Source organism: Mycobacterium shigaense (assembly GCF_002356315.1).
Taxonomy (GTDB): Bacteria; Actinomycetota; Actinomycetes; order Mycobacteriales; family Mycobacteriaceae; genus Mycobacterium; species Mycobacterium shigaense.
This window is the reverse complement of sequence record NZ_AP018164.1, coordinates 914,845-941,119: the sequence shown is the minus strand read 5'-3', so window position 1 is coordinate 941,119 and position 26,275 is coordinate 914,845. Positions and strand designations below refer to the sequence as shown.

Below are 26,275 nucleotides of genomic sequence, written 5' to 3'. Positions count from 1 at the left end.
TTGCGCCGAGTGTCGCCACGGGAAGCGCGGGGCTTGACACGTGCCTTGCCGAATCGGGGCATTAGAGCAGGCCAAGCAGCTGCAAGTTGGTGACGTATTGGACGATGATCGGCGGCGAGACATGCGGGATGTCGTTGTCGGGTCCGATCTGCGCCTGCTGCACCGCGGCACGGAAACGCTCAGCTGATGGGGTGGGTTGACGAGGCGGCGCTGGCGCCTCGTCGCTGGCCCCACGCAACAACACCGTCTCCAACAGCGAATGCCGACGCTGCGGTTCCGGCAGGGCACGCAGGCCAGTCTCGAGCAGCCGCAACCACTCCCCGAAATCATCGATGCGTTCGATCGGGTAGCCGGCGTCGATCAACCAGTCGACGTATTCGTCGAGGCCGATGCCGTCATCGTCGTGCGGGTTCATGACGTGATAGGTCTCGAACCCGTCCGTCACCTGAGCACCCAGCGTGGTGATCGCCTCGGCGACGAATTCAACGGGTAGCCCGTTGAAGTGGGTCGACTGCCGATTACCCGCCTCGTCGAGTTGATAGAACGAGGTGGGCGCGACGCCGGTCGCCACCACACTGAGCACCGCCCGGGTCACCATGTCCGCCAAGTTGAGCTGACCTGCATAGGTGGTGTCGGCCAGGATCATCCCGGAACGGAACACCGCCACCGGTAGTCCACATAGATCATTGGCGTCCCGTAGCAGTACCTCACCGGCCCATTTGCTGTTGCCATAGCCGTTGGTGGGGCTGTTATCGACGATCCGGGTGGCGCTCATGACGCGAATATCGGCGTCCTCGGTGAACGCTGCAGGCTCGATTTGGCGGCCCACATCGGACGTGGAGAGGTAGGTGAACGGCTTGAGCCTGCTAGACAGCGCAAGCCGGATCAACTCAGCGGTGCCCACCACGTTGGGTCCGAACAACTCGCTGTAGGGCAACACACCATTGACCTGGGCTGCGCAATCGACGATCAGATCGACCGTCTCGGCCAGCCGCCACCAGGTTCGCTCGTCCAAGCCCAGATCGGCGTCACCCTTGTCCCCGGCGAGGACCACCAGATGATCGGCAGCCAGCTCCTGGAAATGGCGCAGTAATTGCGCGTCACCCCCGTCGAACGTCTTGTCCAGGCGTCGACGGGCATCCTCGTCGGATTTCGCTCGCACCAGACACACCAGCGTGCCGCCGACCCGCTGCATCCGTTCGAGCCATTCCAATGCCAAATAACGTCCCAGGAATCCAGTGGCACCGGTGAGCAGAACGGTCCGCGGCTCCGCCACCGGACCCGGCACCGTGGTGGCACCGGCCAAGGTCTGGGCGTCGATGAATTTATCCAGCCTGAGATCAGCTGCGTGCACCTCGACGGCCTCGCGGCCATGCACTGCGGCATAGAGCTCCGACACCGCCTCGCCCGCGCTGGTGCAGTTCTCCACCCGTTGGCTCAGGCTCACGACGGTCGGCGCCTCAAACACCGCCCGCACGGTGAGGTTGGTGTTGAAAGCCTTATTGATCGCGGCCAATGCACGCGTCGCTGATAGCGAGTCGCCACCGAGGTCGAAAAAGGAGTCGTCGATACCGACGCGGTCCACACCAAGGACCTGGGCGAAGATACCGGCCAGGATTTCTTCGACCGCGGTCTGAGGAGCCCGATACCGTTGCGCATCACCATATTCCGGAGCCGGCAACGCCCGCACATCCAACTTGCCGTTCACCGTCAACGGCAACACCTCAACCACCACCACCGCCGCGGGCACCATATAACCCGGCAACCGCTGCCCCAACTGCTCACGCACCGCAGCAGGATCAACCACCCCCGGCACCGATTCGGTCACATACCCCACCAACTGCTTCACACCGGGCTGATCCTCACGCGCGATCACCACCGCCTGATCCACACCCTGCACCGCCGCTAAAGCAGCACGCACCTCACCCAACTCGATGCGATACCCACGAATCTTGACCTGCTCATCAACACGCCCCACATACCGCAACTGACCATCAGCGCCCCAACACACCAAATCCCCACTGCGATACATCCGCGCACCCACACCCCCAAACGGGCACGCCACAAACCGCGAACCAGTCAACCCCGACCGACCCACATACCCCACACCCACACCACGACCAGCCACATACAACTCACCCACCACACCCACAGGCACCGGACGCAACCACCCATCCAGCACGAAAAACGCCAAATGCCCCAACGGCACACCAACCGGGGAAATACTGCTGTCGACATCGCTGAGCGTGACCTCACGAAACGACGCATGCACCGTCGTCTCAGTAATGCCATACATATTGATCAACCGCGGCAACCCCGAATGATGATCAACCCAACCCGCCAAACGCTGCGGATCTAACGCCTCCCCAGCGAACACCACCGCCTCAAGCTTGAGCTGACGACCCAACTCCAAACGCACCCCATCCACACTTTGCAACGCATAAAACGCCGACGGAGTCTGACTCAACACACTGACCTGCTCCGCGACTAGCAACGCATGGAAATCCTGCGGAGAAGACACCACCGCCTCGGGCACCACCACCACACGCCCACCACGCAACAACGCCCCAAAGATCTCCCACACCGACACATCAAAGGCATAGGAATGCCACTGCGACCACGCCTGACCCGAGGACAACTCCACATGCTCATCAAAAGAATCGATCAGCTCGGTGATGTTGTGGTGGGCGATGCCCACCCCTTTGGGCACACCAGTAGTGCCCGAGGTGTAAATGACATAGGCCATGTCATCGGCTGCGGGTGCGGGTAGCGCGGTGGCCGGTGTTGTGGTGATAGCCCGGTCCTCGATATCGATGACCTGAGCACCTAAACCCGCGACCCGATCAGCAAGAGCCGCCGTGGTGAGCACCGCTACCGGAGCGGCATCATCGATGATGAACCCCAACCGGGCATCAGGCACCGCAGGATCCATCGGCACATAGGCCGCCCCCGATTTGAGCACCCCCACAATCGCGGTGATCGCCTCAATCGAACGCGGCACCAACAACCCCACACACGACCCCGGCCCCACACCACGACCAACCAAGAACCGCGCCAACCGATTCGAAGCCTCATCCAACTCCCGATACGTCACACACCGGCCAGCACAACTGACCGCCACCGCATCAGGAACCCGCGCAACCTGCTCACCAAAGACCACCGGCACCGACACCGACGACACCGCCGCCACATCCAACACCGCACGGTTACCCCACACCTCCAACCGCGCACGCTCATCCACACCCACCACATCAATGCCCGACACCACCACCGCAGGATCAGCCACCATCGCCACCAACACCTGCTGCAACCGACCCACCAACCCCTCAATGGTGGCCGCATCAAACACATCGGTGCGAAACTCCACGCTGCCCTCGATCCCGGCGGGCTGACCCTGAGCAGTCCAGCGTTCAGCCAACGAGAACGACAGATCCATTCGCGCGGTCTGGGTTTCGAGCGCCAACTCCCGTAGCGAGAGATCACCTAGCGCCAACCCATCGGCGACATCACCGACACCACCAGCACCCAGGCCAAGGTTCTGCCAGGCCAACATCACCTGGATCAACGGATGATGAGCCATCGAGCGCACCGGATTGAGCTGCTCCACTAACACCTCAAAAGGCACATCCTGATGCTCAAAGGCCGCCAAACTACGCGCCCGCACCTGGGCCAACAACTGCCCCACCGTCAGATCAGCATCGACCTGCACACGTAACACCAACGTGTTGACGAAAAACCCGATCAACGGCTCCAACGCCGGATCGGTACGCCCCGCGATCGGGAACCCCACCGCCACATCAGAACTAGCACTCAACCGCGACAACAACACCGCAAGCCCAGCCTGAACCACCATGAAACTGGTCGCATTATGCGCCCGCGCCAGCGCTGCGATCTGCTGCTGCAACTGCGCCGGCCACACCACACCCACACTGGCCCCACGCTGATCAGCCACCACCGGATACGGCCGATCGGTGGGCAACACCAACTGCGGCGCCATCCCCGCTAACGCCTCACGCCAATACCGAAGCTGCCCCGCAATACGACTACCACTATCGGAAAGCTCACCGAACTGCTCGTGCTGCCACAACGTGTAATCCACATACTGCACCGCTAACGGCTCCCACTGCGGAGCCCGCCCCGCACACCGCGCGGTATAGGCCACATTCAAATCCGCCACCAACGGCGCAATCGACAAACCATCAGCAGCAATATGGTGCACCACCGCCACCAACACATGCTCACCATCACTGACCCGGAAAAGCTTGGCCCGCAACGGAATCTCACACGCTAAATCAAAACAATGCCGCGCCACACCCTCAATCGCAGCCGCTAACTGAGCCTCCGACCACCCCGAAGCATCAACAACCTCCCACCCAAACACCACATCTTCGGCGGCCACCACTACCTGGCGCGGGACCCCGTCAACCACCGCGAACACCGTACGCAAACTCTCATGGCGACATACCACATCACCCAAAGCCGCACCCAACACCGCAGCATCCAACACCCCATCAACACCCAACACCAACGGCATGTTGTACACCGACGAAGGACCCTGCAACTGATCCAAAAACCACAACCGCGACTGCGCAAACGACAACGGCACCACCAAAGGACGCGGCCCCGCCACCAACGCAGCAACCCCATCCCCAGCCTCACCCACACACCCCGCCAACCCCGCCACCGTCGGCGCCTCAAACACCGCCCGCACGGTGAGGTTGGTGTTGAAAGCCTTATTGATCGCGGCCAATGCACGCGTCGCTGATAGCGAGTCGCCACCGAGGTCGAAAAAGGAGTCGTCGATACCGACGCGGTCCACACCAAGGACCTGGGCGAAGATACCGGCCAGGATTTCTTCGACCGCGGTCTGAGGAGCCCGATACCGTTGCGCATCACCATATTCCGGAGCCGGCAACGCCCGCACATCCAACTTGCCGTTCACCGTCAACGGCAACCCCGCCACCACAACCACCGCCGCGGGCACCATATAACCCGGCAACCGCTGCCCCAACTGCTCACGCACCGCAGCAGGATCAACCACCCCCGGCACCGATTCGGTCACATACCCCACCAACTGCTTCACACCGGGCTGATCCTCACGCGCGATCACCACCGCCTGATCCACACCCTGCACCGCCGCTAAAGCAGCACGCACCTCACCCAACTCGATGCGATACCCACGAATCTTGACCTGCTCATCAACACGCCCCACATACCGCAACTGACCATCAGCGCCCCAACACACCAAATCCCCACTGCGATACATCCGCGCACCCACACCCCCAAACGGGCACGCCACAAACCGCGAACCAGTCAACCCCGACCGACCCACATACCCCACACCCACACCACGACCAGCCACATACAACTCACCCACCACACCCACAGGCACCGGACGCAACCACCCATCCAGCACGAAAAACGCCAAATGCCCCAACGGCACACCAACCGGGGAAATACTGCTGTCGACATCGCTGAGCGTGACCTCACGAAACGACGCATGCACCGTCGTCTCAGTAATGCCATACATATTGATCAACCGCGGCAACCCCGAATGATGATCAACCCAACCCGCCAAACGCTGCGGATCTAACGCCTCCCCACCGAACACCACCGCCTCAAGCTTGAGCTGACGACCCAACTCCAAACGCACCCCATCCACACTTTGCAACGCATAAAACGCCGACGGAGTCTGACTCAACACACTGACCTGCTCCGCGACTAGCAACGCATGGAAATCCTGCGGAGAAGACACCACCGCCTCGGGCACCACCACCACACGCCCACCACGCAACAACGCCCCAAAGATCTCCCACACCGCGAAATCGAAAGCTAGCGAGTGAGTCTGGGACCACACGCCTTCACAGGGCAGACTCGCATCCAACGATCGGATCAGCTCGGTGATGTTGTGGTGGGCGATGCCCACCCCTTTGGGCACACCAGTAGTGCCCGAGGTGTAAATGACATAGGCCATGTCATCGGCTGCGGGTGCGGGTAGCGCGGTGGCCGGTGTTGTGGTGATAGCCCGGTCCTCGATATCGATGACCTGAGCACCTAAACCCGCGACCCGATCAGCAAGAGCCGCCGTGGTGAGCACCGCTACCGGAGCGGCATCATCGATGATGAACCCCAACCGGGCATCAGGCACCGCAGGATCCATCGGCACATAGGCCGCCCCCGATTTGAGCACCCCCACAATCGCGGTGATCGCCTCAATCGAACGCGGCACCAACAACCCCACACACGACCCCGGCCCCACACCACGACCAACCAAGAACCGCGCCAACCGATTCGAAGCCTCATCCAACTCCCGATACGTCACACACCGGCCAGCACAACTGACCGCCACCGCATCAGGAACCCGCGCAACCTGCTCACCAAAGACCACCGGCACCGACACCGACGACACCGCCGCCACATCCAACACCGCACGGTTACCCCACACCTCCAACCGCGCACGCTCATCCACACCCACCACATCAATGCCCGACACCACCACCGCAGGATCAGCCACCATCGCCACCAACACCTGCTGCAACCGACCCACCAACCCCTCAATGGTGGCCGCATCAAACACATCGGTGTCGAACTCGACCCGCATCGTCAACACCTCACCAGGAAGCACTTGGATCGACAGGGGGTGGTGGTTGTATTCGCGGGTGTTCAACCCGGTGATGGCCAACCCGTCAGCGCCTAACGGTGCGCTGGTATCGATGGGGTAGTTCTCGAACGCGAACAACGTGTCAAACAGTTGGTAATGTCCGGTCACCCGGTGGATCTCACTGAGCGCGAGGTGCTGATGATCCAGGGTCTGGCTATAACGGTGTTGCAGTTGCTCGAGCAGACCAGCAACGGTGATCTGCGGGGTGATCTGGGCCCGCACCGGCACGGTGTTGACCAACAGGCCCACAATCGATTCCACCCCAACCAACTCCGCCGGGCGGGTGGCGACCGCGACGCCGAACACGACGTCGTGGTGGCCGGTCAACGAGGCCAGCAGCTGCGCCCAGCCGGCTTGAAGCACCGTGTTGACGGTGGTACGACAGCGACGGGCCACCTCATGGATAGCCCTGGTGAGCTCGGCGGTCAGTTCCCACGATGCGCTATCGCGCGGCCCTAAGGCCGTGCCCCGGTTCGGAGCGACCAGCGTGGGGGTGTCAAACCCCGCCAACACCTCACCCCACACCGCTCGCGCATGATCGAAATCGCGCTCTGCCAACCACATCACAAACCGGCGGAACGACCCCGCCGACCCTAACCGCTGCCCGTAATAACCGGCGAAGATCTCCTGCAACAAGATGGCCAGCGACCACCCGCCGAGCACGATGTGATGGCTGGTCACCACCATGCGGTACTGCTCGGGGGCGGTACGCAGCAACGCCACCCGCAACGCCGGGGAATCCGCCAGTTCACAGACCCGCACCCGTTCAGCAGCACACACCTGCTGAACCTGCTCCTCGACACCAGCATCCCCACCGTCGAGTTCCACATACCGCCACGGCGCAACGGGATCGGCCGGGATCACCTGCACCGGGTCCCCGAACTGCTGGCTGAACAACGCCACCAAGTTCGGGTGACGACCCACCACCATCTGCACCGCATCATGCAGCCGGTGCGGATCAAGCCCCCCACGCAACGCAATATCCAACTGCACCGCGTACACATCATCGCCACCCACACCAGCAAGATCCGCGTGGAACAACAGGCCCCGCTGCAAAGGAGTCAATGGCAACACATCGGCAACCCGCCCCGATGACGCCAACTCATCAATCTGATGCTGAGCAAGACGCAACGGAACAATGTCCGACGGGGTTAACCCACCCCCGCCACCACGCACACACGCACACATCCCGGCCAACGCCTCAAACCACAACGCACCAAGCCGACCAACCGCCGCCTCATCCAACACCGAACGCGCCCACGACCAGTTGGCGTGCAACTGTGCGCCGCTACCGGTATCGATAGCAACAGCGTTGAGCTCCACCGCGTGTGCCAACGTCGTGGGCACTTCCGCCGTTACCGATACGTCTTGTTGGCTGAGTTGCCATAGATCGTTGGAAAGTTCGCTCGCGGTTGGACTTATGCGTCCTAGGTAGTTGAACCCGATCACCGGTTCTGGCCCGGATAGATCCACCTCAGGGTTCAGATACCGCAACATCCCATAGGTCAGACCATCAGGCAATGCCCGCAATTGTTCTTTGGCGTCTTTGATCACCGCAGCCAAGGCGGGATCCCCGGCCACTACCTGCGGCCAGGACAATACCCCGAACCTCAACGACACCGGATACTTCGCGGTAAACCAGCCCACCGTGCGCGACAAGTCGACATCATCGGCGAGCTCTTCGTGGCGACCGTGACCCTCCACATCAATACCGATCGGCCCCGCGCCGCTACCCAAAAACTGTGCCCACGCCAACCCGTAGGCGATCACCAAAATGTCGTTGATCCCCGCATGAAACGCCGCGGGCACCTCACCGAGCACCATCTGAGTCGTCTCACCATCCAACGACACCGACAACCGCCCCGCCGTGGCAAACGTATCCACACCCGGCACCACCGGCGCTAACACCGCCGGCGTGTCCAACACCTGCTGCCACACCGGCAGCTGCGCAACAACCTCAGGCGCTAACGCATGTTCGGCCAACACCGAGGCCCACCGCTGAAACGACGACCCCGACGCCAACAACGCAATCGGCTGACCATCGCGATGCTGAGCCCACCCAATATTGAGGTCTTCCAACAGGATTCGCCACGACACCCCATCAACAGCCAAATGATGCACAATCAGCACCAACTGACCCGTCGAGGCCACCCACAACGCACTGAGCATCACCCCAGCAGCGGGGTCCAATCGCGACCGCGCCGCTACCAACGCCTCATCACTGAGCACATCCACCGACTGCACACAGCCCGCGGCATCCACCGACCCCACCGGCGGCACCCACAACGACCAACCACCCACACCGTCGTCGTCGACCCGCAACCGCAACATCGCATGCCGATCCAGCAGCGCCTGCAACACCACCACCACATCAGCAACACCGACCCCCGCCGGGCCTGCGCCACCACCGTCTGGTTGAACTCCCCAACCGGACCTTCAACACTTTGCAACCACCGAATGATCGGAGTCGCCACCACCGACCCCAGACCCTCATCAACGGCCACCTCATCACCGGCGACCCCCACCACCCGGGCCAACCGCGCCACCGACTGCTCCACAAAAACGTCACGCGGCCGACACGTCAACCCCGCCGCACGAGCACGCCCCACCACCTGCATCGACAAGATGGAGTCGCCACCGAGGTCGAAAAAGGAGTCGTCGATACCGACGCGGTCCACACCAAGGACCTGGGCGAAGATACCGGCCAGGATTTCTTCGACCGCGGTCTGAGGAGCCCGATACCGTTGCGCATCACCATATTCCGGAGCCGGCAACGCCCGCACATCCAACTTGCCGTTCACCGTCAACGGCAACCCCGCCACCACAACCACCGCCGCGGGCACCATATAACCCGGCAACCGCTGCCCCAACTGCTCACGCACCGCAGCAGGATCAACCACCCCCGGCACCGATTCGGTCACATACCCCACCAACTGCTTCACACCGGGCTGATCCTCACGCGCGATCACCACCGCCTGATCCACACCCTGCACCGCCGCTAAAGCAGCACGCACCTCACCCAACTCGATGCGATACCCACGAATCTTGACCTGCTCATCAACACGCCCCACATACCGCAACTGACCATCAGCGCCCCAACACACCAAATCCCCACTGCGATACATCCGCGCACCCACACCCCCAAACGGGCACGCCACAAACCGCGAACCAGTCAACCCCGACCGACCCACATACCCCACACCCACACCACGACCAGCCACATACAACTCACCCACCACACCCACAGGCACCGGACGCAACCACCCATCCAGCACCAACAACACCGCCCCCGGCACCGGCACACCAATCGGGGGCACCCCCGAACCCGCTACCAACGGCGCACTAATCGACGCGAACACCGTGGTCTCAGTCGGGCCATAAACGTTGACCATCACCCGCCCCGGCGCCCACCGATCCACCAACTCCGGCGGACACACCTCAGCACCAATCACCAACGCCACCGAGTCCAAACCCTGCGGCGACAACACCGACACCGCCGACGGGGTCTGCGTCAACACCTCCACCTGCTCCGCGACTAGCAACGCATGGAAATCCTGCGGAGAAGACACCACCGCCTCGGGCACCACCACCACACGCCCACCAAACAACAACGCCCCAAAGATCTCCCACACCGAAAAGTCAAACGAATACGAGTGGAACTGCGTCAACACCCGCCCCGAGGACAACTCCAGATGCTCATCAAAGGACTCAAACATCCGTGTCACGTTGTGATGGGTGACCGCAACACCTTTGGGTGTGCCAGTAGTCCCCGACGTATACACAATATGAGCAATGTCATCGGCTGCGGGTGCGGGTAGCGCGGTGGCCGGTGTTGTGGTGATAGCCCGGTCCTCGATATCGATGACCTGAGCACCTAAACCCGCGACCCGATCAGCAAGAGCCGCCGTGGTGAGCACCGCTACCGGAGCGGCATCATCGATGATGAACCCCAACCGGGCATCAGGCACCGCAGGATCCATCGGCACATAGGCCGCCCCCGATTTGAGCACCCCCACAATCGCGGTGATCGCCTCAATCGAACGCGGCACCAACAACCCCACACACGACCCCGGCCCCACACCACGACCAACCAAGAACCGCGCCAACCGATTCGAAGCCTCATCCAACTCCCGATACGTCACACACCGGCCAGCACAACTGACCGCCACCGCATCAGGAACCCGCGCAACCTGCTCACCAAAGACCACCGGCACCGACACCGACGACACCGCCGCCACATCCAACACCGCACGGTTACCCCACACCTCCAACCGCGCACGCTCATCCACACCCACCACATCAATGCCCGACACCACCACCGCAGGATCAGCCACCATCGCCACCAACACCTGCTGCAACCGACCCACCAACCCCTCAATGGTGGCCGCATCAAACACATCGGTGTCGAACTCGACCCGCATCGTCAACACCTCACCAGGAGCGAATTGGATCGACAGGGGGTGGTGGTTGTATTCGCGGGTGTTCAACCCGGTGATGGCCAACCCGTCAGCGCCTAACGGTGCGCTGGTATCGATGGGGTAGTTCTCGAACGCGAACAACGTGTCAAACAGTTGGTCATGTCCGGTCACCCGGTGGATCTCACTGAGCGCGAGGTGCTGATGATCCAGGGTCTGGCTATAACGGTGTTGCAGTTGCTCGAGCAGACCAGCAACGGTGATCTGCGGGGTGATCTGGGCCCGCACCGGCACGGTGTTGACCAACAGGCCCACAATCGATTCCACCCCAACCAACTCCGCCGGGCGCCCCGACACCGCGACGCCGAACACGACGTCGTGGTGGCCGGTCAACGAGGCCAGCAGCTGCGCCCAGCCGGCTTGAAGCACCGTGTTGACGGTGGTACGACAGCGACGGGCCACCTCATGGATAGCCCTGGTGAGCTCGGCGGTCAGTTCCCACGATGCGCTATCGCGCGGCCCTAAGGCCGTGCCCCGGTTCGGAGCGACCAGCGTGGGGGTGTCAAACCCCGCCAACACCTCACCCCACACCGCTCGCGCATGATCGAAATCGCGCTCTGCCAACCACATCACAAACCGGCGGAACGACCCCGCCGACCCTAACCGCTGCCCGTAATAACCGGCGAAGATCTCCTGCAACAAGATAGGTAGCGACCACCCGTCGAGCACGATGTGATGGCTGGTCACCACCATGCGGTACTGCTCGGGGGCGGTACGCAGCAACGCCACCCGCAACGCCGGGGAATCCGCCAGTTCACAGACCCGCACCCGTTCAGCAGCACACACCTGCTGAACCTGCTCCTCGACACCAGCATCCCCACCGTCGAGTTCCACATACCGCCACGGCGCAACGGGATCGGCCGGGATCACCTGCACCGGGTCCCCGAACTGCTGGCTGAACAACGCCACCAAGTTCGGGTGACGACCCACCACCATCTGCACCGCATCATGCAGCCGGTGCGGATCAAGCCCCCCACGCAACGCAATATCCAACTGCACCGCGTACACATCATCGCCACCCACACCAGCAAGATCCGCGTGGAACAACAGGCCCCGCTGCAAAGGAGTCAATGGCAACACATCGGCAACCCGCCCCGATGACGCCAACTCATCAATCTGATGCTGAGCAAGACGCAACGGAACAATGTCCGACGGGGTTAACCCACCCCCGCCACCACGCACACACGCACACATCCCGGCCAACGCCTCAAACCACAACGCACCAAGCCGACCAACCGCCGCCTCATCCAACACCGAACGCGCCCACGACCAGTTGGCGTGCAACTGTGCGCCGCTACCGGTATCGATAGCAACAGCGTTGAGCTCCACCGCGTGTGCCAACGTCGTGGGCACTTCCGCCGTTACCGATACGTCTTGTTGGCTGAGTTGCCATAGATCGTTGGAAAGTTCGCTCGCGGTTGGACTTATGCGTCCTAGGTAGTTGAACCCGATCACCGGTTCTGGCCCGGATAGATCCACCTCAGGGTTCAGATACCGCAACATCCCATAGGTCAGACCATCAGGCAATGCCCGCAATTGTTCTTTGGCGTCTTTGATCACCGCAGCCAAGGCGGGATCCCCGGCCACTACCTGCGGCCAGGACAATACCCCGAACCTCAACGACACCGGATACTTCGCGGTAAACCAGCCCACCGTGCGCGACAAGTCGACATCATCGGCGAGCTCTTCGTGGCGACCGTGACCCTCCACATCAATACCGATCGGCCCCGCGCCGCTACCCAAAAACTGTGCCCACGCCAACCCGTAGGCGATCACCAAAATGTCGTTGATCCCCGCATGAAACGCCGCGGGCACCTCACCGAGCACCATCTGAGTCGTCTCACCATCCAACGACACCGACAACCGCCCCGCCGTGGCAAACGTATCCACACCCGGCACCACCGGCGCTAACACCGCCGGCGTGTCCAACACCTGCTGCCACACCGGCAGCTGCGCAACAACCTCAGGCGCTAACGCATGTTCGGCCAACACCGAGGCCCACCGCTGAAACGACGACCCCGACGCCAACAACGCAATCGGCTGACCATCGCGATGCTGAGCCCACCCAATATTGAGGTCTTCCAACAGGATTCGCCACGACACCCCATCAACAGCCAAATGATGCACAATCAGCACCAACTGACCCGTCGAGGCCACCCACAACGCACTGAGCATCACCCCAGCAGCGGGGTCCAATCGCGACCGCGCCGCTACCAACGCCTCATCACTGAGCACATCCACCGACTGCACACAGCCCGCGGCATCCACCGACCCCACCGGCGGCACCCACAACGACCAACCACCCACACCGTCGTCGTCGACCCGCAACCGCAACATCGCATGCCGATCCAGCAGCGCCTGCAACACCACCACCACATCAGCAACACCGACCCCCGCCGGGGCCTGCGCCACCACCGTCTGGTTGAACTCCCCAACCGGACCTTCAACACTTTGCAACCACCGAATGATCGGAGTCGCCACCACCGACCCCAGACCCTCATCAACGGCCACCTCATCACCGGCGACCCCCACCACCCGGGCCAACCGCGCCACCGACTGCTCCACAAAAACGTCACGCGGCCGACACGTCAACCCCGCCGCACGAGCACGCCCCACCACCTGCATCGACAAGATGGAGTCGCCACCGAGGTCGAAAAAGGAGTCGTCGATACCGACGCGGTCCACACCAAGGACCTGGGCGAAGATACCGGCCAGGATTTCTTCGACCGCGGTCTGAGGAGCCCGATACCGTTGCGCATCACCATATTCCGGAGCCGGCAACGCCCGCACATCCAACTTGCCGTTCACCGTCAACGGCAACCCCGCCACCACAACCACCGCCGCGGGCACCATATAACCCGGCAACCGCTGCCCCAACTGCTCACGCACCGCAGCAGGATCAACCACCCCCGGCACCGATTCGGTCACATACCCCACCAACTGCTTCACACCGGGCTGATCCTCACGCGCGATCACCACCGCCTGATCCACACCCTGCACCGCCGCTAAAGCAGCACGCACCTCACCCAACTCGATGCGATACCCACGAATCTTGACCTGCTCATCAACACGCCCCACATACCGCAACTGACCATCAGCGCCCCAACACACCAAATCCCCACTGCGATACATCCGCGCACCCACACCCCCAAACGGGCACGCCACAAACCGCGAACCAGTCAACCCCGACCGACCCACATACCCCACACCCACACCACGACCAGCCACATACAACTCACCCACCACACCCACAGGCACCGGACGCAACCACCCATCCAGCACCAACAACACCGCCCCCGGCACCGGCACACCAATCGGGGGCACCCCCGAACCCGCTACCAACGGCGCACTAATCGACGCGCACATCGTGGTCTCAGTCGGGCCATAGGCGTTGACCATCACCCGGTCGGTCGCCCACCGATCCACCAACTCAGGCGGGCAGGCCTCACCGATTGTTACGACGGTGACCGAGTCCAAACCCTGCGGCGACAACACCGACACCGCCGACGGGGTCTGCGTCAACACACTGACCTGCTCCGCGACTAGCAACGCATGGAAATCCTGCGGAGAAGACACCACCGCCTCGGGCACCACCACCACACGCCCACCAAACAACAACGCCCCAAAGATCTCCCACACCGAAGCGTCGAAGGCTAGCGAGTGAGTCTGGGACCACACGCCTTCACAGGGCAGACTCGCATCCAACGATCGGATCAGCTCGGTGATGTTGTGGTGGGCGATGCCCACCCCTTTGGGCACACCAGTAGTGCCCGAGGTGTAAATGACATAGGCCATGTCATCGGCTGCGGGTGCGGGTAGCGCGGTGGCCGGTGTTGTGGTGATAGCCCGGTCCTCGATATCGATGACCTGAGCACCTAAACCCGCGACCCGATCAGCAAGAGCCGCCGTGGTGAGCACCGCTACCGGAGCGGCATCATCGATGATGAACCCCAACCGGGCATCAGGCACCGCAGGATCCATCGGCACATAGGCCGCCCCCGATTTGAGCACCCCCACAATCGCGGTGATCGCCTCAATCGAACGCGGCACCAACAACCCCACACACGACCCCGGCCCCACACCACGACCAACCAAGAACCGCGCCAACCGATTCGAAGCCTCATCCAACTCCCGATACGTCACACACCGGCCAGCACAACTGACCGCCACCGCATCAGGAACCCGCGCAACCTGCTCACCAAAGACCACCGGCACCGACACCGACGACACCGCCGCCACATCCAACACCGCACGGTTACCCCACACCTCCAACCGCGCACGCTCATCCACACCCACCACATCAATGCCCGACACCACCACCGCAGGATCAGCCACCATCGCCACCAACACCTGCTGCAACCGACCCACCAACCCCTCAATGGTGGCCGCATCAAACACATCGGTGCGAAACTCCACGCTGCCCTCGATCCCGGCGGGCTGACCCTGAGCAGTCCAGCGTTCAGCCAACGAGAACGACAGATCCATTCGCGCGGTCTGGGTTTCGAGCGCCAACTCCCGTAGCGAGAGATCACCTAGCGCCAACCCATCGGCGACATCACCGACACCACCAGCACCCAGGCCAAGGTTCTGCCAGGCCAACATCACCTGGATCAACGGATGATGAGCCATCGAGCGCACCGGATTGAGCTGCTCCACTAACACCTCAAAAGGCACATCCTGATGCTCAAAGGCCGCCAAACTACGCGCCCGCACCTGGGCCAACAACTGCCCCACCGTCAGATCAGCATCGACCTGCACACGTAACACCAACGTGTTGACGAAAAACCCGATCAACGGCTCCAACGCCGGATCGGTACGCCCCGCGATCGGGAACCCCACCGCCACATCAGAACTAGCACTCAACCGCGACAACAACACCGCAAGCCCAGCCTGAACCACCATGAAACTGGTCGCATTATGCGCCCGCGCCAGCGCTGCGATCTGCTGCTGCAACTGCGCCGGCCACACCACACCCACACTGGCCCCACGCTGATCAGCCACCACCGGATACGGCCGATCGGTGGGCAACACCAACTGCGGCGCCATCCCCGCTAACGCCTCACGCCAATACCGAAGCTGCCCCGCAATACGACTACCACTATCGGAAAGCTCACCGAACTGCTCGTGCTGCCACAACGTGTAATCCACATACTGCACCGCTAACGGCTCCCACTGCGGAGCCCGCCCCGCACACCGCGCGGTATAGGCCACATTCAAATCCGCCACCAACGGCGCAATCGACAAACCATCAGCAGCAATATGGTGCACCACCGCCACCAACACATGCTCACCATCACTGACCCGGAAAAGCTTGGCCCGCAACGGAATCTCACACGCTAAATCAAAACAATGCCGCGCCACACCCTCAATCGCAGCCGCTAACTGAGCCTCCGACCACCCCGAAGCATCAACAACCTCCCACCCAAACACCACATCTTCGGCGGCCACCACTACCTGGCGCGGGACCCCGTCAACCACCGCGAACACCGTACGCAAACTCTCATGGCGACATACCACATCACCCAAAGCCGCACCCAACACCGCAGCATCCAACACCCCATCAACACCCAACACCAACGGCATGTTGTACACCGACGAAGGACCCTGCAACTGATCCAAAAACCACAACCGCGACTGCGCAAACGACAACGGCACCACCAAAGGACGCGGCCCCGCCACCAACGCAGCAACCCCATCCCCAGCCTCACCCACACACCCCGCCAACCCCGCCACCGTCGGCGCCTCAAACACCGCCCGCACGGTGAGGTTGGTGTTGAAAGCCTTATTGATCGCGGCCAATGCACGCGTCGCTGATAGCGAGTCGCCACCGAGGTCGAAAAAGGAGTCGTCGATACCGACGCGGTCCACACCAAGGACCTGGGCGAAGATACCGGCCAGGATTTCTTCGACCGCGGTCTGAGGAGCCCGATACCGTTGCGCATCACCATATTCCGGAGCCGGCAACGCCCGCACATCCAACTTGCCGTTCACCGTCAACGGCAACCCCGCCACCACAACCACCGCCGCGGGCACCATATAACCCGGCAACCGCTGCCCCAACTGCTCACGCACCGCAGCAGGATCAACCACCCCCGGCACCGATTCGGTCACATACCCCACCAACTGCTTCACACCGGGCTGATCCTCACGCGCGATCACCACCGCCTGATCCACACCCTGCACCGCCGCTAAAGCAGCACGCACCTCACCCAACTCGATGCGATACCCACGAATCTTGACCTGCTCATCAACACGCCCCACATACCGCAACTGACCATCAGCGCCCCAACACACCAAATCCCCACTGCGATACATCCGCGCACCCACACCCCCAAACGGGCACGCCACAAACCGCGAACCAGTCAACCCCGACCGACCCACATACCCCACACCCACACCACGACCAGCCACATACAACTCACCCACCACACCCACAGGCACCGGACGCAACCACCCATCCAGCACCAACAACACCGCCCCCGGCACCGGCACACCAATCGGGGGCACCCCCGAACCCGCTACCAACGGCGCACTAATCGACGCGAACACCGTGGTCTCAGTCGGGCCATAAACGTTGACCATCACCCGCCCCGGCGCCCACCGATCCACCAACTCCGGCGGACACACCTCAGCACCAATCACCAACGCCACCGAGTCCAAACCCTGCGGCGACAACACCGACACCGCCGACGGGGTCTGCGTCAACACCTCCACCTGCTCCGCGACTAGCAACGCATGGAAATCCTGCGGAGAAGACACCACCGCCTCGGGCACCACCACCACACGCCCACCAAACAACAACGCCCCAAAGATCTCCCACACCGAAAAGTCAAACGAATACGAGTGGAACTGCGTCAACACCCGCCCCGAGGACAACTCCAGATGCTCATCAAAGGACTCAAACATCCGTGTCACGTTGTGATGGGTGACCGCAACACCTTTGGGTGTGCCAGTAGTCCCCGACGTATACACAATATGAGCAATGTCATCGGCTGCGGGTGCGGGTAGCGCGGTGGCCGGTGTTGTGGTGATAGCCCGGTCCTCGATATCGATGACCTGAGCACCTAAACCCGCGACCCGATCAGCAAGAGCCGCCGTGGTGAGCACCGCTACCGGAGCGGCATCATCGATGATGAACCCCAACCGGGCATCAGGCACCGCAGGATCCATCGGCACATAGGCCGCCCCCGATTTGAGCACCCCCACAATCGCGGTGATCGCCTCAATCGAACGCGGCACCAACAACCCCACACACGACCCCGGCCCCACACCACGACCAACCAAGAACCGCGCCAACCGATTCGAAGCCTCATCCAACTCCCGATACGTCACACACCGGCCAGCACAACTGACCGCCACCGCATCAGGAACCCGCGCAACCTGCTCACCAAAGACCACCGGCACCGACACCGACGACACCGCCGCCACATCCAACACCGCACGGTTACCCCACACCTCCAACCGCGCACGCTCATCCACACCCACCACATCAATGCCCGACACCACCACCGCAGGATCAGCCACCATCGCCACCAACACCTGCTGCAACCGACCCACCAACCCCTCAATGGTGGCCGCATCAAACACATCGGTGCGAAACTCCACGCTGCCCTCGATCCCGGCGGGCTGACCCTGAGCAGTCCAGCGTTCAGCCAACGAGAACGACAGATCCATTCGCGCGGTCTGGGTTTCGAGCGCCAACTCCCGTAGCGAGAGATCACCTAGCGCCAACCCATCGGCGACATCACCGACACCACCAGCACCCAGGCCAAGGTTCTGCCAGGCCAACATCACCTGGATCAACGGATGATGAGCCATCGAGCGCACCGGATTGAGCTGCTCCACTAACACCTCAAAAGGCACATCCTGATGCTCAAAGGCCGCCAAACTACGCGCCCGCACCTGGGCCAACAACTGCCCCACCGTCAGATCAGCATCGACCTGCACACGTAACACCAACGTGTTGACGAAAAACCCGATCAACGGCTCCAACGCCGGATCGGTACGCCCCGCGATCGGGAACCCCACCGCCACATCAGAACTAGCACTCAACCGCGACAACAACACCGCAAGCCCAGCCTGAACCACCATGAAACTGGTCGCATTATGCGCCCGCGCCAGCGCTGCGATCTGCTGCTGCAACTGCGCCGGCCACACCACACCCACACTGGCCCCACGCTGATCAGCCACCACCGGATACGGCCGATCGGTGGGCAACACCAACTGCGGCGCCATCCCCGCTAACGCCTCACGCCAATACCGAAGCTGCCCCGCAATACGACTACCACTATCGGAAAGCTCACCGAACTGCTCGTGCTGCCACAACGTGTAATCCACATACTGCACCGCTAACGGCTCCCACTGCGGAGCCCGCCCCGCACACCGCGCGGTATAGGCCACATTCAAATCCGCCACCAACGGCGCAATCGACAAACCATCAGCAGCAATATGGTGCACCACCGCCACCAACACATGCTCACCATCACTGACCCGGAAAAGCTTGGCCCGCAACGGAATCTCACACGCTAAATCAAAACAATGCCGCGCCACACCCTCAATCGCAGCCGCTAACTGAGCCTCCGACCACCCCGAAGCATCAACAACCTCCCACCCAAACACCACATCTTCGGCGGCCACCACTACCTGGCGCGGGACCCCGTCAACCACCGCGAACACCGTACGCAAACTCTCATGGCGACATACCACATCACCCAAAGCCGCACCCAACACCGCAGCATCCAACACCCCATCAACACCCAACACCAACGGCATGTTGTACACCGACGAAGGACCCTGCAACTGATCCAAAAACCACAACCGCGACTGCGCAAACGACAACGGCACCACCAAAGGACGCGGCCCCGCCACCAACGCAGCAACCCCATCCCCAGCCTCACCCACACACCCCGCCAACCCCGCCACCGTCGGCGCCTCAAACACCGCCCGCACGGTGAGGTTGGTGTTGAAAGCCTTATTGATCGCGGCCAATGCACGCGTCGCTGATAGCGAGTCGCCACCGAGGTCGAAAAAGGAGTCGTCGATACCGACGCGGTCCACACCAAGGACCTGGGCGAAGATACCGGCCAGGATTTCTTCGACCGCGGTCTGAGGAGCCCGATACCGTTGCGCATCACCATATTCCGGAGCCGGCAACGCCCGCACATCCAACTTGCCGTTCACCGTCAACGGCAACCCCGCCACCACAACCACCGCCGCGGGCACCATATAACCCGGCAACCGCTGCCCCAACTGCTCACGCACCGCAGCAGGATCAACCACCCCCGGCACCGATTCGGTCACATACCCCACCAACTGCTTCACACCGGGCTGATCCTCACGCGCGATCACCACCGCCTGATCCACACCCTGCACCGCCGCTAAAGCAGCACGCACCTCACCCAACTCGATGCGATACCCACGAATCTTGACCTGCTCATCAACACGCCCCACATACCGCAACTGACCATCAGCGCCCCAACACACCAAATCCCCACTGCGATACATCCGCGCACCCACACCCCCAAACGGGCACGCCACAAACCGCGAACCAGTCAACCCCGACCGACCCACATACCCCACACCCACACCACGACCAGCCACATACAACTCACCCACCACACCCACAGGCACCGGACGCAACCACCCATCCAGCACGAAAAACGCCAAATGCCCCAACGGCACACCAACCGGGGAAATACTGCTGTCGACATCGCTGAGCGTGACCTCACGAAACGACGCATGCACCGTCGTCTCAGTAATGCCATACATATTGATCAACCGCGGCAACCCCGAATGATGATCAACCCAACCCGCCAAACGCTGCGGATCTAACGCCTCCCCACCGAACACCACCGCCTCAAGCTTGAGCTGACGACCCAACTCCAAACGCACCCCATCCACACTTTGCAACGCATAAAACGCCGACGGAGTCTGACTCAACACACTGACCTGCTCCGCGACTAGCAACGCATGGAAATCCTGCGGAGAAGACACCACCGCCTCGGGCACCACCACCACACGCCCACCACGCAACAACGCCCCAAAGATCTCCCACACCGACACATCAAAGGCATAGGAATGCCACTGCGACCACGCCTGACCCGAGGACAACTCCACATGCTCATCAAAAGAATCGATCAGCTCGGTGATGTTGTGGTGGGCGATGCCCACCCCTTTGGGCACACCAGTAGTGCCCGAGGTGTAAATGACATAGGCCATGTCATCGGCTGCGGGTGCGGGTAGCGCGGTGGCCGGTGTTGTGGTGATAGCCCGGTCCTCGATATCGATGACCTGAGCACCTAAACCCGCGACCCGATCAGCAAGAGCCGCCGTGGTGAGCACCGCTACCGGAGCGGCATCATCGATGATGAACCCCAACCGGGCATCAGGCACCGCAGGATCCATCGGCACATAGGCCGCCCCCGATTTGAGCACCCCCACAATCGCGGTGATCGCCTCAATCGAACGCGGCACCAACAACCCCACACACGACCCCGGCCCCACACCACGACCAACCAAGAACCGCGCCAACCGATTCGAAGCCTCATCCAACTCCCGATACGTCACACACCGGCCAGCACAACTGACCGCCACCGCATCAGGAACCCGCGCAACCTGCTCACCAAAGACCACCGGCACCGACACCGACGACACCGCCGCCACATCCAACACCGCACGGTTACCCCACACCTCCAACCGCGCACGCTCATCCACACCCACCACATCAATGCCCGACACCACCACCGCAGGATCAGCCACCATCACGCGGTCCAGGACCGACTCCAAACGAGCGGCATGCCGGGCGATCTCATCGGCGGTGTAACGTTCGGGATTCCACGCGAAGTCGATCCGCGGTGCACCGTCACTCAGCCGTGGATGGACGATGATCGAAATGTCTTGAATGGGGAAAGTGGACAACACTTCAATCGCCCCTTCCGAAGGGCCGAAACGAAGCGGAGCATTGAAGTCCAAGACATTGATGATGGGCCCGAACTCCACGTTCATGCCAAGATGGCCCGTGTCGGGCAACAGCGCCGCCCAACGCCGGAACTGTTGGTGACGCAACGCGCCGATCAGCGCTGTGGCGACCTGATCGGTCAGTTCACCAACGGTGTCTGTGTCATCCACGCGGATAGTCAGCGGCACCATATTGGAGACCATGCCGGCGCTCTTTTTCAGCGCGGCAGTCGTACGCGCGGAAACCGGCATCGACATCGATACAGATCGGCGTCCCGTTGATTTCGCCATGAAAACCGCAAGCGCCGCAACGACCCTCGCGACGTGGAGGTGATCGCCATGGGCATTCGGCAATCGCTGTTCGCATTCCAGCCGACGAACCAACGGATGGCGCGGCGTCACCAGTCTGGCGACCCCTGACAGATCAGCGCTGTCCGTACGCTCGCACAGGATGGCTTTCCAGTACTGGGCGTCAGCCTGGCTACGTGCGGACCGCTGGTACTTGCTGTCGGCGTTGCGCAGCAAGGTAAATTCTGAAAAATCGACCTCGGTAGTAGCGTCGGCCGATCCCGAGTAGACGGCCGCGATATGGCGGACAATGTTGTACGCGCCATACCCGTCGCAAAGGACGTGGTGGGCACGCAAGTAAAAGTACGACAGATCATCGCTTATCCGAAGCAAGGCGAACTCCGTGAGCCGATCACGGATCAGGTCGATGGGTCGACGGTAATCGTCATTCATCCAGCGGTGCGCGGCGGCTAACGGATCGGATTCCGCACGCAGATCGATGCATCGCGCGGTCCGCGGAAACCTGCGGTCCACTATGAAGATCGGCTCATCGTCCTGCAAGGCCAAGCGCGCACAAGGCGTACCGAACCGCGCCGCTGCGGCGTTACACGCCACCGACAACCGTTCGAGGTCGACGAAATGGTCGATCGGCACAAAACCGGCGAAGTTATAGGCAATCTCAGGCTGAAGTTGTTGGGCCGCCCACATTGACCACTGAGCAGCGGTCAGAGGTCCCACTACATCCGATTGCGCGCCGAAATCAAGCATTTATGCGAACCCCCTAGGTCTAGCCGCTGACCGGCATCTGAAATCCCGTGCCGTTGAAGTGCTTATCGCACGCCCCCCCGGCGCACGTCCCGCTAACTTTGAGAAGGCCATCCGGAGGACGGCTGTTGCTGAGAAACCGAACTCGTGCCCTCGATTCGCTCGCTGGGGCACAGCTTCACGCCACGAAGCCTGCTACTAAGCAGTCGATACATCCGGCTGCTGAGCCGCCAGCCGCTCCCGCAAGCTTCGCGGTCTTATGTCAGGCCAGTTCTGCTCCATATAGTCAAGGCACGAAGCACGGTCAGCCTCGCCGTAAACCACCCGCCAACCCGCTGGGACGCTGACAAACGCCGGCCAAAGACTGTGTTGTTCTTCGTCGTTGACTAGGACGAGAAAGCCACCCTGCTCGCTATCAAAAGGGTTGATGCTCAAGAAGTTCTCCAAAATCGTACTTGTGATATGGTTACGTAGATCCTATATGGTGTCGTATCACATATACTATAGATCGCAGCCGCTGACTAGTGCTTGTGCCGCATCGGTTCAGCTCCCCATGGCCCCGATAGCGGGTCGGCGACTTCGGCGGCACTAGCGTGCACATCGCTGCCGCCCCACAGCCCGTCGGCGGGCAGCGGCCACTACGGCGCGAGCTCGCCCGACTGGCTTCGTGCACGTAAGTTCTCCACCGAAAGTGCTGGGACGATGGGTTATTCGACGGATTCTCGCGTGTCAGTGTCGGGCCGACGGCTTACGCTTTACTAGTGCGCTCTCGCCGATATGCCCCCCGGGATCATGCACGGCCCGAGGCTGATTCGATCAGCCGCCACGAAGCGCCCACGACCCGCCAGACCTACCGTGTGCCATAGAAAATGTGCCATAGAAAAGGAGCCACGAACGGTCTTCGGGCGGCCATCAATGAGTGGCGGGAGCCTCGGGGTATGTTGCGTCGACCGCGAGGCAACACCACGGTGTGATCGTCGATGACCCAGGTCAGCCGCGGTCAGCATGGGTTCGTCCGGCGCTGTTCGGGGCTTCCGGCGTCACCATCACCAGCGCGACGCCTATCCGGGCGAGCGCCCGTGCCCGAAACACCGCACACGCGGGCTATCGCCACTGCCTACTGCATCAGTACGCTGGTCAGGCCGGATCAAGACATTGGCTAGGAGGTGCCCTGCTTTCGGGACTGGAAGAACTTCGGCCACCGAAAGGCTGCGCAGGTAGACCGATAGTCTTGTTCGAAACAGGGAGGTGAGTCCCCATCGCCGAGGAAAGTACCGATCCCCGGCCTGCCCGGTCGCGGGCTCGTTTACTGGAAGCCGCCGCGGCCCTCTTGAGGTCCGGAGGTCCCAGCGCAGTCACCGTAGAAGCGGTCACCCGCACCGCTAACGTAGCCAGAGCCACCCTGTATCGCCACTTCCCGAGTGGGAACGATTTGCTGGCGGCGGCGTTCAACAGTCTGATACCGCCGTGCCCCACACCGCCCGACGACGGCTCCCTTCGGGATCGACTGGTCGCCTTGGTCCTCGCCCAGGCCGAGTCGGTGGCTCAAGCACCCGCCGTGATGACAGCGATGTCCTGGTTGGCCCTGGGCCGCGACCTAGAGGGTTTGCCAGAACCCCACCACACCAGCTGCGCGGCCAGCCCCGCAATCACCACGCTTCGCGAACGCATCGCTCAGCAATATGCGGCGCCATTCGACGCCTTATTCGACAGCCCGGAGGCCGCGGAGCTCGGCGAGGTGGACCGTTCCCAGGCCATTGCCATGCTGATCGGCCCCCTAGTCCTGGGACGGCTGTCCACACTGCCAGACTTCGACTATCGGGAATGTGCGCTCGCGGCCGTCGAGGGTTTTCTGCACGTTCAGCGCTTACAGGGCAGAGCTGACGCTGCCAGCATCGAATCGGCAGGTGCTTGAGCCACCTACTTATGTCGTAACCGAACACCGAATGGATGTGCGGATCTCGGCCTGTATGCCAAGGATCGTGCAGGTGTCAAGTTCCGGCACTTCCATTTAGAAGATACCGAATCCCCGAACTGCCAGCGAGATCCCAAGCACAGTAAAGATAGCCGCGACGAGGTGCGGACGATGCGCAAGCGCCCAGTCATGCAAGAGGCCCAGTACCGCTTGGGTTTTCGTCGGCGCCACGAGATGACTGACGAAGACGATCTCAACGACGGCAAACATGCCGACAACGAAAACCACAAGAGCACTAGCCATTGTGCCAATTGCGGCTCCCGAGGCCGCGACGATGGCGAGCAGGAACGGCAGGCCGTCGAGGGGTGGTCCCCCCGTAAACAGACCGACCACGAACGCGACCCACACGGATCCATTTGTCCATGCGCCTTCGGCACGACGGCGCAGCCGCCGAATTGCCGATCCGCCTCCGGTCGACGGGTCTGCGATGTTGCCCAGCGGTGACGAGATCGGACTCTGCGAAGTCGAATCCAGCATCAGGACGGACGAGTTACCACTCGATGCCGAAGACAGCGTCCGCTGGCGCGCACGCACCCGCAGGCGCAGCACGATCACCGCAGCGATTGACAAGACGACAACCGCAGTGCCGATTTGGATCTGGCGGACGAGGGCACTCGTGGTCGAGTTGGCCAAATCATGGCCACGTGCACCAAAAGTATGTGTGGCCTGTAGCAACGTCAGCGGAATCACCATGGTAGGTATGCACGCTGTCAGGCCGCCAACTCCGTAGACGAGCAGGTTCTGCACTGGCCGGGACCGCGAAATCAAGAGAAGAGTGATACTAAGACGCGCCGGATCGAGCGCAGCCAAAAGCGTCAGCAATAGGACTGACCCCCACATGACAGCACACAGTACCCCATGATGTTTTCCTCGTCGCGCTGACAGCTCCTTGCGGCGATTCATCCCATGGCCGCTCACCGCCTAGCGTCAACTGCTCGTCAAGACTTCGAACACCTTGACAGTGAGTCACTTTCGCTGATCTTCGAAAGACACTTGTCATATACGATCCAATGTCTATGGTACGATCTGGCATTTCATGCACATATAACTGAGTTCTACGCGATCTGACGAGCTGGGGACAGGCGGGGTGCAAAGGCTTTGGACTTTGGATCAGCGTCGAACAGCGAGCGGCACGGGCCACCCCCACTACATGCA

The 26,275-nt window shown here is 61.8% G+C and carries 5 protein-coding genes; 1 reads left to right on the top strand and 4 read right to left on the bottom strand.

The window, feature by feature from the left end; genetic code table 11:
* Positions 1-61 precede the first annotated feature (61 nt).
* From MSG_RS26080 to MSG_RS04385, 3 genes are all read right to left on the bottom strand, one after another.
* A complete protein-coding gene (locus tag MSG_RS26080) occupies positions 62-8,962 on the bottom strand; it encodes an amino acid adenylation domain-containing protein (RefSeq protein WP_408632021.1) in 8,901 nt (2,966 codons plus the stop codon).
* Positions 8,866-23,088 carry a non-ribosomal peptide synthetase gene (locus MSG_RS26075; RefSeq protein WP_408632020.1) on the bottom strand — a complete coding sequence of 4,741 codons (14,223 nt, stop codon included), beginning with the start codon at positions 23,086-23,088 and terminating at the stop codon, positions 8,866-8,868. Before MSG_RS26075 ends, MSG_RS26080 begins: the two co-directional genes overlap by 97 nt.
* Before the next feature lie 255 nt (positions 23,089-23,343).
* On the bottom strand, positions 23,344-23,580 hold the full coding sequence (locus tag MSG_RS04385; protein WP_096444052.1) for an MbtH family protein: 237 nt from the start codon (positions 23,578-23,580) through the stop codon (positions 23,344-23,346).
* 874 nt (positions 23,581-24,454) lie between these two features.
* On the opposite strand from MSG_RS04385, the gene MSG_RS04380 reads away from it, so the two are divergent.
* Positions 24,455-25,060, top strand: coding sequence for a TetR/AcrR family transcriptional regulator (locus MSG_RS04380; RefSeq protein WP_232011239.1), 606 nt, complete (start codon positions 24,455-24,457; stop codon positions 25,058-25,060).
* A 96-nt stretch (positions 25,061-25,156) separates the two neighbouring features.
* Here the strand turns inward: MSG_RS04380 and MSG_RS04375 are convergent, their stop codons facing one another.
* Positions 25,157-25,960, bottom strand: a complete 804-nt coding sequence (locus MSG_RS04375) for a GAP family protein (RefSeq protein WP_096437420.1) — start codon at positions 25,958-25,960, stop codon at positions 25,157-25,159.
* Positions 25,961-26,275 lie beyond the last annotated feature (315 nt).